The sequence below is a fragment of the Aminobacter sp. P4_H6_2 genome, assembly GCF_056400805.1.
This window is the reverse complement of record NZ_JBFUKO010000107.1, coordinates 1-11,993: the sequence shown is the minus strand read 5'-3', so window position 1 is coordinate 11,993 and position 11,993 is coordinate 1. Positions and strand designations below refer to the sequence as shown.

General features: G+C 60.0%; 9 protein-coding genes and 1 tRNA gene. All 10 read left to right on the top strand.

Annotated features, from left to right (window positions below; all coding sequences use genetic code 11):
- Window positions 1-1,526: COG3904 family protein (locus tag AC1DUU_RS11095; RefSeq protein ID WP_476783472.1), on the top strand; the 1,526-nt coding region annotated here is incomplete at its 5' end.
- 169 nt (window positions 1,527-1,695) lie between these two features.
- A tRNA-Trp gene (locus AC1DUU_RS11090) sits at window positions 1,696-1,771 on the top strand.
- A gap of 307 nt (window positions 1,772-2,078) precedes the next feature.
- Complete coding sequence (gene secE, locus AC1DUU_RS11085) at window positions 2,079-2,279, top strand: preprotein translocase subunit SecE (RefSeq protein ID WP_067966516.1); 201 nt, start codon at window positions 2,079-2,081, stop codon at window positions 2,277-2,279.
- Window positions 2,280-2,305: 26 nt separating this feature from the next.
- Window positions 2,306-2,833 carry a transcription termination/antitermination protein NusG gene (gene nusG / locus AC1DUU_RS11080; RefSeq protein WP_476783471.1) on the top strand — a complete coding sequence of 176 codons (528 nt, stop codon included), beginning with the start codon at window positions 2,306-2,308 and terminating at the stop codon, window positions 2,831-2,833.
- Window positions 2,834-2,988: 155 nt separating this feature from the next.
- Window positions 2,989-3,417: a 50S ribosomal protein L11 gene (gene rplK / locus AC1DUU_RS11075; RefSeq protein ID WP_476783470.1), complete on the top strand. Its 429-nt coding sequence runs from the start codon at window positions 2,989-2,991 to the stop codon at window positions 3,415-3,417.
- A 4-nt stretch (window positions 3,418-3,421) separates the two neighbouring features.
- Entirely contained in the window at window positions 3,422-4,120 is a 699-nt protein-coding gene (rplA, locus tag AC1DUU_RS11070; protein ID WP_476783469.1) for a 50S ribosomal protein L1, read from the top strand.
- A gap of 389 nt (window positions 4,121-4,509) precedes the next feature.
- Window positions 4,510-5,028 carry a 50S ribosomal protein L10 gene (rplJ, locus tag AC1DUU_RS11065; RefSeq protein ID WP_476783468.1) on the top strand — a complete coding sequence of 173 codons (519 nt, stop codon included), beginning with the start codon at window positions 4,510-4,512 and terminating at the stop codon, window positions 5,026-5,028.
- A gap of 54 nt (window positions 5,029-5,082) precedes the next feature.
- Entirely contained in the window at window positions 5,083-5,454 is a 372-nt protein-coding gene (gene rplL / locus AC1DUU_RS11060) for a 50S ribosomal protein L7/L12 (RefSeq protein ID WP_476783467.1), read from the top strand.
- A gap of 206 nt (window positions 5,455-5,660) precedes the next feature.
- On the top strand, window positions 5,661-9,794 hold the full coding sequence (gene rpoB, locus AC1DUU_RS11055) for a DNA-directed RNA polymerase subunit beta (protein ID WP_476783466.1): 4,134 nt from the start codon (window positions 5,661-5,663) through the stop codon (window positions 9,792-9,794).
- Window positions 9,795-9,989: 195 nt separating this feature from the next.
- Window positions 9,990-11,993, top strand: a 2,004-nt coding sequence (rpoC, locus tag AC1DUU_RS11050; protein WP_476783465.1) for a DNA-directed RNA polymerase subunit beta', incomplete at its 3' end; no start/stop codon positions are given.

The following is an 11,993-nucleotide window of genomic DNA, read 5'->3' as shown; positions in this document are numbered from 1 at the left end:
CGGCTGGCCCGGGTGTCGATGATATCGACGATCCGATGAAGTTCGTGGTCGTCCGCAGCAGCACTCCATTTTGCGAACCCAATTGCCCGGAATTCATATGGGCACGCGGCGCGATAGAGGCAGGCACGCCGGCCGCCTTCAAGAAGATACTGAAGCGGATCGGAAACAAGCGCTTGCCGATCGTCATCAGTTCGCCCGGTGGAAGTGTCGATGCGGCGTACAAGCTGGGGCGAATGATCCGTGAGCGGAAGCTGGATGTAGGTGTTGGCAGCGCCTACCTGACCGCATGTCCCGCTGCCCAGCCGGATTGCGAAGCACAGCAGAAGAAAACCGGGATCTATTCGGGCGTTATCGTCGACTATGGCGTCTACTGTAACTCGGCATGTCCACTGGTGCTTGCCGGGGGCGTCAGGCGGCTTGCCGGTCCAACGACTTATGTCGGCGTCCATCAGATCACGACTACCTATTCCAGGGAAACGATCCGCTACCGGGAGAAGTACAAGATCGTGAAGGGTAAGAAGCGGGTGATCGAAAAGAAGATCGTCAGCCGCAAGAAGGTGGGCAGCTACCAAACGACAAAGCTGTCAAAGTCCAGCGAGCGGGCTTTTCTCGCCTATCTCAAGGAAATGGGGGTCGCGAAGTCCTACTTCGCCGCGGCCCAGGGAACGCCTGCCAAGGACATGCGTCAGCTCTTCCGGTTGGAAATGTTTGGCATGAACCTCACGACAGGCGACGAGCCTGCCGGCATTTTCGCGAGGGCAGGGCTGTGCCAGACGGGGCGGCCTGCGGAGAATTGCGTAGGGGGGGTAGTCTTGGCTGCCAAGCCCGCGAAGCCCTATCCGAAAGCGATAATTCCGCCGAACTCGCAGATGTGGTTTGCCGTTGTTCGGTCCAGCGAATCTGGCTGCGAACCAGATTGCCCAGAATGGATATCGGCTGAAGGCGATATCGATCCCAAAGCCCTTTCGCGCTTCGAGACCATTTTGAAGGCCCTCGAAGGGCGAAAACTACCGTTGGTCGTGTCGTCGAACGGTGGCGACGCGGAAACCTCGATCGCCTTGGGAAACGTGATTCGGGAAAACCGCCTGGATGTCGCAGTCGGCAGTACGGTTTTTTCCGGCTGCAAGCCCCGCTCCAAGGATTGTGTCGTGACGGCAAAGACAGGGGCGCCCTATTTCGGCAATGCCGTTTCAGGTGGTGGCGAATGCACCCGTGACTGCATGTTGATGCTGGCTGGAGGTAAAACAAGGCTCGCGGGCTATGGAACATTCGTTGGCTGGGAGACCGGGGACAAGCCTTCTGAAGCGGTGCTAGCTGCTTATTCGGGGCAGGTGAACGTAAAGACGGAGTCATTCGACTCTGGCCCACCGGTCAAGCTCGATGACTATGCTCAGTATCGTTTATTGCAAAGAGGCCTTCTGACCCGCATTAGCGCGGTGGATTTACTCGTCGACGGAGCTATTTGCCGTACGATCCCGACGCCAGGAAACTGCAGAGCAGCTAGCCTCGGCGAGTTCCCACGATAGCGCTCCCCATATGCCTTCAACCGAGTCCTAGGGATGGCGGACATCGCCATGCCCCGTTGGTCCGAAACCGCAGCTGTGAATGTTCACAACATGCTTCATTGCGCTCTTTACAGACGCGTCGGAAATCCTTAGGAAGCCGGTGCTGCGCAGTTGATGCGCGGCGCGATGCACGGGCATAGCTCAGTTGGTAGAGCGGCGGTCTCCAAAACCGCAGGTCGTAGGTTCGAGCCCTGCTGCCCGTGCCAGTCTTGCCAGAACTCGCTAATTCAGGCATAAGAGACTTTCGATAGCCGGAACGGAACGACTGGATGGTTCCGAAGCGGCGTTTAAACGTAAAGCTGCACCCTGCCACTTGCGTGGAAAGAGAATCGGTTTTATGTAGGCGAAACAGACACGCGGCGCGTGGAGCTGGGGATCCGGCTTTACGCGTCCGAATTGCATGGGCGGAATGTTTGCGCTGATTCGGCGCGGATTTCCTCTCAGGTAGCGGCATCTCCCGGTCACGGGATCATCCAGAAGTCCGGTCAACGGACGTTGAAAGCAGAGCGGCACATGGCGAAAACCACGAACCCCTTCACCTTTCTGCAGCAGGTAAGGTCGGAAACGGCGAAGGTTACGTGGCCATCACGGCGCGAGACGATGATCTCCACGGTCATGGTCCTCGGCTTTGCGATTATTGCGATGATTTTCTTTTTTGCTGCAGACCAGCTGATGGCTTTCGCCGTCGAGCAGATCTTGGGCATGGGCCGCTAAGGCTGCGAATACGGAGAATTCCTGAGATGACTGCGCGCTGGTATATCGTCCACGCCTATTCGAACTTCGAAAAGAAGGTCGCTGAGGACATTGTGCACAAGGCCAAGCAGAAGGGCCTGAGCGAGCAGATCGAGCAGATCGTCGTTCCGACTGAGAAGGTTGTCGAGGTTCGGCGCGGCCGCAAGGTCGACGCCGAGCGCAAGTTCTTCCCGGGCTACGTGCTGCTGAAGGCCCATTTGACCGATGCTGTTTTCTCGCTCGTGAAGAACACGCCGAAGGTTACTGGTTTCCTTGGTGATTCAAAGCCGGTGCCGATCACCGAGGCTGAAGCCCAGCGCATTCTGAATCAGGTCCAGGAGGGCGTCGAGCGTCCCAAGCCGTCGGTCACTTTCGAGATCGGCGAAGCGGTTCGCGTTTCCGACGGTCCGTTCGCGTCGTTCAACGGTTTCGTCCAGGAAGTGGACGAGGAGCGCGCGCGCCTCAAGGTGGAAGTTTCGATCTTCGGGCGTGCTGTGCCTGTCGATCTCGAATTCGGTCAGGTCGAAAAGGGCTGATCGAAGCGCCCGTCGCCGGTTTCGGTGGTGGGCAGTGTCAGGCGCATGCCTGGCGCAAGCATGGTGGGAGAAGAGGCGGCTTAGCCGGTTGTCTTTTTCGCACCACCGAACTGCAACCGCCGGGTCCTCCGGCATAAAACGAAAGCAGGAAAGAGATGGCTAAGAAAGTTGCGGGCCAGCTCAAGCTCCAGGTTTCCGCGGGTTCGGCGACACCGTCGCCCCCGATCGGTCCGGCGCTTGGTCAGCGTGGCATCAACATCATGGAGTTCTGCAAGGCGTTCAACGCGCAGACCCAGGAGCTCGAGAAGGGATCCCCGATCCCGGTCGTGATCACCTATTACCAGGACAAGTCGTTCACCTTCGTCATGAAGACGCCACCGGTGGCCTACTTCCTGAAGAAGGCGGCCAACCTCAAGTCGGGCTCCAAGGAGCCGGGCAAGATCAAGGCTGGCGAGATCAGCAGCGCCAAGGTGCGCGAGATCGCCGAAATCAAGTTGAAGGACCTGAACGCGAACGATATCGAAGCCGCCGTCAAGATGGTCGAAGGCTCGGCTCGTTCGATGGGCCTGGAAGTGGTGGGCTGAGATCATGGCTAAGATTGCAAAGCGCGTTTCCAAGTCCCGTGAAGGCATCGATGCGGACAAGGCTTATGGCCTTGGCGAAGCACTCGAGCTTTTGAAGGCTCGCTCGTCGGTCAAGTTCGACGAGACCATCGAAGTCGCCATGAACCTCGGCGTCGACCCGCGCCATGCTGACCAGATGGTCCGCGGCGTGGTCAACCTGCCGAACGGCACGGGCCGCACGGTCCGCGTCGCGGTTTTCGCACGCGATGCAAAGGCTGACGAAGCCCGCGCCGCTGGCGCCGACATTGTTGGTGCGGAAGATCTCGTGGATATCGTCCAGAAGGGCCAGATCGACTTCGACCGCTGCATCGCCACCCCCGACATGATGCCGCTGGTCGGTCGTCTCGGTAAGGTTCTCGGCCCGCGCGGCATGATGCCGAACCCGAAGGTCGGTACCGTGACCACCGACGTCGCAGCAGCCGTCAAGGCTTCGAAGGGCGGCGCTGTTGAGTTCCGCGTCGAAAAGGCCGGCATCATCCACGGCGGCGTCGGCAAGGTCTCGTTCGACGTCAAGGCGCTGGAAGAAAACATCCGTGCTTTTGCTGACGCCGTGAACAAGGCCAAGCCGGCTGGCGCCAAGGGCGTGTACGTCAAGAAGGTGTCTGTCACCTMGACGATGGGCCCAGGCCTCAAGATCGACCTCGGCACGCTCGTCGCGTCGTGATTGTTTGAATTGGGATCTGCCAGCAATGGCATGGTCCTGAAAAGAATTCCGGGCCTCCGGGCCCGGATTTTTCGGAAGTTGGAAACAACTTTCGAAATCCTGTCCGAGATTGCAGGCGGTCCAAGCGACCCTTGGTCCTTAATTCGAATGGGCCTGCATGAGACGGGGTGAAGACCAGACAAAGGAGCCTTTGCTCCAATGAAAGGTTCGAACCGTGTTTGCCTTTTGTCTGCGCATCGCGCCGGGCCGCAAGCCCGTCAGGTGTGGCGAAAGGGGGCAGGATCCTCGAGCGCCGTTCGGGTGATCTGGAATTTCTGGATTAGCCGCCCGGCAAAAGGCAACCCGACCGCACACCCCGCAAATGGGAGGCGGTCAACTGGAGATAGGCAGTGGACAGAGCGGAAAAACGCGAACTCGTCACGGGCCTGAATGACGCGTTCTCGAACGCAGGTTCAGTCGTCGTGGCCCACTATGCCGGTATCACCGTCGCGCAAATGAACGATCTTCGCGTGAAGATGCGTCAGGCCGGCGGCACCGTCAAAGTCGCGAAGAACCGTCTCGCCAAAATCGCTCTTCAGGGCACGGAATCCGAAAGCATCATCGATCTGTTCAAGGGACAGACGCTGGTTGCCTATTCGGAGGATCCGATTGCAGCGCCGAAGGTCGCGTCCGACTTCGCCAAGGCCAATGACAAGCTTGTCATCCTTGGTGGTTCGATGGGCACGACCTTGCTGAACGCCGATGGAGTCAAGGCACTAGCCGCGCTCCCGTCGCTCAACGAGCTGCGTGCAAGGCTGGTTGGCATGATCGCCACCCCGGCTACCCGGATCGCCCAGATCGTCAATGCGCCAGCGGCTTCGGTCGCGCGCGTCATTGGCGCTTACGCCCGGAAGGACGAGGCGGCATGAGGCCGTTCCTCGCTATCATCAACACTCGTTCGAACTGATTGAAGGAATAGATAAATGGCTGATCTCGCAAAGATCGTTGACGACCTGTCGGCCCTGACCGTCCTCGAGGCGGCTGAGCTGTCGAAGCTTCTCGAAGAAAAGTGGGGCGTTTCCGCCGCTGCTCCGGTTGCTGTCGCTGCCGCTGGCGGCGCTGCTGCTGCTCCGGTCGAAGAGAAGACCGAGTTCGATGTCATCCTGGCAGCTGCCGGCGACAAGAAGATCGAAGTCATCAAGGAAGTCCGCGCCATCACCGGCCTGGGCCTCAAGGAAGCCAAGGACCTCGTCGAAGGCGCTCCGAAGCCGGTCAAGGAAGGCGTTTCCAAGGCCGACGCAGAGAAGCTCAAGGCTCAGCTGGAAGCAGCTGGCGCCAAGATCGAGCTTAAGTAAGCTCACGGTTTCGGTGGGCGGCCCAATCGCCGCCCACCGGCTCCCGTGACCCGGGGGATTGTGGGGAACCTATTTCCTGATGGCCGCAAGCGGCTTTCAGGAAACGGGTTTTCGCCCGTTTTGGATAGGCCGCCGCCGAGGCGGCGCGAAAATGCAAGGTGAGCATTAGCGACGCTCACCCCAAGTAAAGGCAGCAAGGAGCGACGATGGCCCAGATCCAGACTTTCAATGGCCGCAGACGCGTACGCAAGTTCTTCGGAAAGATTCCCGAAGTTGCGGAGATGCCGAACCTCATCGAGGTTCAAAAAGCATCCTACGATCAGTTCCTGATGGTGGACGAGCCCAAGGGCGGTCGTCCCGATGAAGGACTGCAGGCCGTTTTCAAGTCGGTCTTTCCGATCTCTGACTTCTCCGGCGCGTCGATGCTGGAGTTCGTCAAGTATGAGTTCGAAGCACCGAAGTTCGACGTCGACGAGTGCCGTCAGCGCGATCTGACCTTTGCTGCGCCGCTCAAGGTGACGCTGCGCCTCATCGTGTTCGATATTGACGAAGATACCGGCGCGAAGTCGATCAAGGACATCAAAGAGCAGGACGTCTACATGGGCGACATGCCGCTCATGACGTCCAACGGCACCTTCATCGTCAACGGCACCGAGCGCGTCATCGTTTCGCAGATGCACCGTTCGCCGGGCGTCTTCTTCGACCACGACAAGGGCAAGTCGCACTCGTCGGGCAAGCTTTTGTTTGCCGCGCGCGTCATTCCTTACCGTGGTTCGTGGCTCGACATCGAGTTCGACTCCAAGGACATCGTCCACGCCCGTATCGACCGTCGCCGCAAGATTCCGGTGACGTCGCTGCTGATGGCGCTTGGCATGGACGGCGAGGAGATCCTGTCGACCTTCTACAACAAGATCACCTACAAGAAGTCGGGCGATCACTGGCGCATTCCGTTCTCGGTAGAGCGTTTCCGCGGCCTCAAGGCCGTCGGCGATCTGGTTGATGCCGACACCGGCGAAATCGTCGTCGAGGCTGGCAAGAAGATCACCGCGCGTCAGGCCAAGCAACTTGCCGAAAAGGGCCTCAAGGCGATCAAGGCGACCGAAGACGATCTCTTTGGCAGCTACCTCGCCGAGGACATCRTCAACTACGGCACCGGCGAGATCTTCCTCGAAGCTGGCGACGAGATCGACGAAAAGACCTTGAAGGTTCTGCTCGCGGCCGGCGAGGAAGAGATCAAGATCCTCGACATCGATCATATCAATGTCGGCGGCTACATCCGCAACACGCTCACGGTCGACAAGAACGAGAGCCGCCAGGACGCGCTGTTCGACATCTACCGTGTCATGCGTCCGGGCGAGCCGCCTACGCTCGATACCGCCGAAGCCATGTTCAACTCGCTGTTCTTCGATAGCGAGCGCTACGACCTTTCGGCCGTCGGCCGCGTCAAGATGAACATGCGTCTCGAGCTCAACGCGGAAGACACAGTGCGTGTCCTGCGCAAGGACGACATCCTTGCCGTGGTCAAGACGCTGGTCGAACTGCGTGACGGCAAGGGCGAGATCGACGACATCGACAATCTCGGCAACCGCCGTGTTCGTTCGGTCGGCGAGCTGATGGAAAATCAGTACCGCGTCGGTCTGCTCCGCATGGAGCGGGCGATCAAGGAACGTATGTCCTCGATCGAAATCGACACGGTCATGCCGCAGGACCTGATCAACGCCAAGCCGGCGGCTGCCGCCGTGCGCGAGTTCTTCGGTTCCTCGCAGCTGTCGCAGTTCATGGATCAGACCAACCCGCTGTCGGAGATCACCCACAAGCGTCGTCTTTCGGCGCTTGGACCTGGTGGTCTGACCCGCGAGCGCGCTGGCTTCGAAGTCCGCGACGTGCATCCGACCCACTACGGCCGTATCTGCCCGATTGAGACGCCGGAAGGCCCGAATATCGGTCTGATCAACTCGCTGGCTACCTTCGCACGCGTCAACAAGTACGGCTTCATCGAAAGCCCGTACCGCAAGATCGTCGACGGCAAGCTGACGAACGAAGTTGTCTATCTGTCGGCTATGGAAGAGGCCAAGCACTTCGTTGCCCAGGCCAACGCCGAGCTCGACAAGGACGGCCACTTCGTCGACGAGTTCGTCATCTGCCGTAATGCCGGCGATGTGATGATGGCGCCGCGCGAAAACGTCGATCTTATGGACGTTTCGCCCAAGCAGATGGTGTCGGTCGCAGCCGCGCTGATCCCGTTCCTGGAAAACGACGACGCCAACCGCGCTCTGATGGGCTCGAACATGCAGCGTCAGGCCGTGCCGCTGGTGCGTGCTGAGGCTCCGTTTGTCGGTACCGGCATGGAGCCGATCGTTGCGCGTGACTCTGGTGCTGCCATCGGCGCTCGCCGTGGCGGTATCGTCGACCAGGTCGACGCGACGCGTATCGTTGTTCGTGCGACGGAAGACCTCCATCCGGGCAAGTCTGGCGTCGACATCTACCGTCTGATGAAGTTCCAGCGTTCAAACCAGAACACCTGCATCAACCAGCGTCCGCTGGTTCGTATGGGCGACCGGGTCAACAAGGGCGACATCATCGCCGACGGCCCGTCGACCGAGCTCGGCGATCTGGCTCTCGGCCGTAACGTGCTCGTCGCGTTCATGCCTTGGAACGGCTACAACTACGAGGACTCGATCCTGCTCTCCGAGCGCATCGTGGCCGACGACGTCTTCACCTCGATCCACATCGAGGAGTTCGAGGTCATGGCCCGCGATACGAAGCTTGGGCCTGAGGAAATCACCCGCGACATTCCGAACGTTTCGGAAGAAGCGCTGAAGAACCTCGACGAAGCGGGTATCGTCTACATCGGTGCGGAAGTGGCTCCAGGCGACATTCTGGTCGGCAAGATCACGCCGAAGGGCGAAAGCCCGATGACGCCGGAAGAGAAGCTTCTGCGTGCCATCTTCGGCGAAAAGGCCTCGGATGTCCGTGACACCTCCATGCGCATGCCGCCCGGAACCTACGGCACCATCGTCGAAGTTCGCGTCTTCAACCGCCACGGCGTGGAGAAGGACGAACGCGCCATGGCAATCGAGCGCGAGGAAATCGAGCGTCTCGCCAAGGACCGTGACGACGAGCAGGCGATCCTCGATCGCAACGTCTACAGCCGCCTGAGTGACATGCTCATCGGCAAGGACGCGATTGCCGGACCGAAGGGCTTCAAGAAGGGCTCGACCGTCGCCAAGGAGACGCTGGACGACTATCCGCGTTCGCAGTGGTGGCAGTTCGCCGTTGAAGACGAGAAGATGCAGGGTGAGCTCGAAGCTCTGCGCGGCCAGTACGACGACTCCAAGAAGCAGCTCGAGCAGCGCTTCATGGACAAGGTCGAAAAGGTGCAGCGCGGCGACGAGATGCCGCCCGGCGTGATGAAGATGGTCAAGGTCTTCGTTGCGGTGAAGCGCAAGATGCAGCCCGGCGACAAGATGGCCGGCCGTCACGGCAACAAGGGTGTCGTGTCGCGTATCGTTCCGGTCGAGGACATGCCGTTCCTCGAAGACGGAACGCATGCGGACATCGTGCTCAATCCGCTCGGCGTGCCTTCGCGCATGAATGTCGGCCAGATTCTGGAAACGCATCTGGGTTGGGCATGCGCAGGCATGGGCAAGAAGATCGGTGAGCTGATCGAGGCGTACAAGACGGGTGGCGATATCAAGCCGCTGCGCGAGACGCTCGAGAGCTTCATTCCGGCCAACGACCGCAACGAGCCGGTCCGCGATTATGACGACGAAAGCATCGTTCGCCTCAGCGAGCAGATGAAGCGTGGCGTCTCGATCGCGACCCCGGTGTTTGACGGCGCGCATGAGGCCGACATCAATGTGATGTTGGCGCAGGCGGGTCTTCACACCTCCGGCCAGTCGCAGTTGTACGACGGACGTACGKGCGAGCCGTTCGACCGCATGGTGACGATGGGCTACATCTACATGCTCAAGCTTCACCACCTGGTCGACGACAAGATCCACGCCCGTTCGATCGGACCYTACTCGCTCGTTACCCAGCAGCCGCTGGGCGGCAAGGCGCAGTTCGGTGGCCAGCGCTTCGGCGAAATGGAGGTCTGGGCGCTCGAAGCCTACGGCGCCGCCTACACGCTGCAGGAAATGCTGACCGTGAAGTCGGACGACGTGGCAGGCCGTACCAAGGTCTACGAGGCGATCGTGCGCGGCGACGACACGTTCGAAGCGGGCATTCCCGAGAGCTTCAACGTTCTCGTCAAGGAAATGCGGTCGCTGGGCCTCAATGTCGAGCTTGAGAACACCAAGATCGACGAGACGCACCGGCTGCCCGACGCAGCCGAGTAAGCACTAAAGGCGCGCCGCGGGGATTTTCCCCCGCGGCGTCGCCGCTGAGCACGATCCCGTCAAACGGGTGCCGTTTTCGGTCAAGATCGTGCTCGAATGATAAGAATTTTTCGGCGACGGCCGACACAGCTGGCGGGCGCTCTGGTCCGCACACGATGACAAGGGGCTTTCGAGGGCCCCGAAAAGGAGAACGGCATGAACCAAGAGGTCATGAATCTCTTCAAYCCTCAGGCGCCKGCGCAGGTGTTCGATTCCATCCGGATTTCGCTCGCCAGCCCTGAGAAGATTCTGTCCTGGTCGTTCGGCGAAATCAAAAAGCCGGAGACGATCAACTACCGCACCTTCAAGCCGGAGCGTGACGGGCTGTTCTGCGCCCGCATCTTTGGCCCGATCAAGGATTACGAGTGCCTGTGCGGTAAGTACAAGCGCATGAAGTACAAGGGCGTCATCTGCGAAAAGTGCGGCGTGGAAGTGACGCTGTCGCGCGTTCGCCGCGAGCGCATGGGCCACATCGAACTCGCCGCACCCGTCGCCCACATCTGGTTCCTGAAGTCGCTGCCGAGCCGCATCGGCACGCTGCTCGACATGACGCTCAAGGATATCGAGCGCGTCCTGTACTTCGAGAACTACATCGTCACCGAGCCGGGCCTGACCGCGCTTAAGGAGCACCAGCTCCTGGGCGAGGAAGAGTACCAGATCGCCGTCGACGAGTATGGCGAGGATTCGTTCACCGCCATGATCGGCGCGGAAGCCATCCATGACCTKCTKGCCRGCATGGAYCTGGARAAGATCGCYGGCGAYCTSCGTTCSGARCTKGCWWCGACCACGTCSGARCTSAAGCAGAAGAAGTATCTGAAGCGRCTCAAGGTCGTCGAGAACTTCATGGAATCSGGCAATCGTCCCGAGTGGATGATCATGAAGGTCGTGCCGGTGATCCCGCCGGACCTGCGTCCGTTGGTCCCGCTGGATGGCGGCCGCTTTGCGACGTCCGACCTGAACGATCTCTATCGCCGCGTCATCAACCGCAACAACCGCTTGAAGCGTCTGATCGAGCTGCGTGCGCCTGGCATCATCATCCGCAACGAAAAGCGCATGCTGCAGGAAGCTGTCGACGCACTGTTCGACAACGGCCGCCGTGGCCGCGTCATCACCGGTGCCAACAAGCGTCCGCTGAAGTCGCTGTCCGACATGCTCAAGGGCAAGCAGGGCCGCTTCCGTCAGAACCTGCTCGGCAAGCGCGTCGACTATTCCGGCCGTTCGGTCATCGTGACCGGTCCGGAGCTCAAGCTGCACCAGTGCGGCCTGCCGAAGAAGATGGCGCTAGAGCTGTTCAAGCCGTTCATCTATGCCCGTCTCGACGCCAAGGGTTACTCCTCGACCGTCAAGCAGGCCAAGAAGCTGGTCGAGAAGGAAAAGCCGGAAGTCTGGGATATCCTCGATGAGGTCATCCGCGAACATCCGGTGCTGCTCAACCGCGCGCCGACGCTGCACCGCCTGGGCATCCAGGCCTTCGAGCCCATTCTGATCGAAGGCAAGGCGATCCAGCTGCATCCGCTCGTCTGCACGGCCTTCAACGCCGACTTCGACGGCGACCAGATGGCTGTCCACGTTCCGCTTTCGCTCGAGGCTCAGCTTGAAGCCCGCGTGCTGATGATGTCGACCAACAACATCCTGCACCCGGCTTCTGGCGCGCCGATCATCGTGCCGTCGCAGGACATGGTTCTCGGTCTCTACTATCTCTCGATCGTCAACCAGAACGAGCCGGGCGAGGGCATGGTGTTTGCCGACATGGGCGAACTCCAGCACGCGCTTGAGACCAAGGCAGTCACGCTGCACTCCAAGATCAAGGGTCGTTTCCGCACGGTCGACGCCGCTGGCAATGTCGTGTCCAACATCCATGAGACGACGCCTGGGCGCATGATCATCGGCGAACTGCTGCCGAAGAACGTCAACGTGCCGTACGATACAGCCAACCAGGAGATGACCAAGAAGAACATCTCCAAGATGATCGACACCGTCTACCGCCACTGCGGTCAGAAAGAGACGGTCATCTTCTGCGATCGCATCATGGCCCTGGGCTTTGCTCATGCCTGCCGCGCCGGCATTTCGTTCGGCAAGGACGACATGCTGATCCCGGATACGAAGGAGAAGCTGGTCGCCGATACCGAGGCGCTCGCCAAGGAATACGAGCAGCAGTAC

What these genes read in the sequence shown, in the direction of transcription:
- rplL (WP_476783467.1), top strand. Translation starts at nt 5,083, where the DNA reads ATGGCTGATCTCGCAAAGATCGTTGACGACCTGTCGGCCCTGACCGTC.
- rplK (WP_476783470.1), top strand. Translation starts at nt 2,989, where the DNA reads ATGGCTAAGAAAGTTGCGGGCCAGCTCAAGCTCCAGGTTTCCGCGGGT.
- nusG (WP_476783471.1), top strand. Translation starts at nt 2,306, where the DNA reads ATGACTGCGCGCTGGTATATCGTCCACGCCTATTCGAACTTCGAAAAG.
- secE (WP_067966516.1), top strand. Translation starts at nt 2,079, where the DNA reads ATGGCGAAAACCACGAACCCCTTCACCTTTCTGCAGCAGGTAAGGTCG.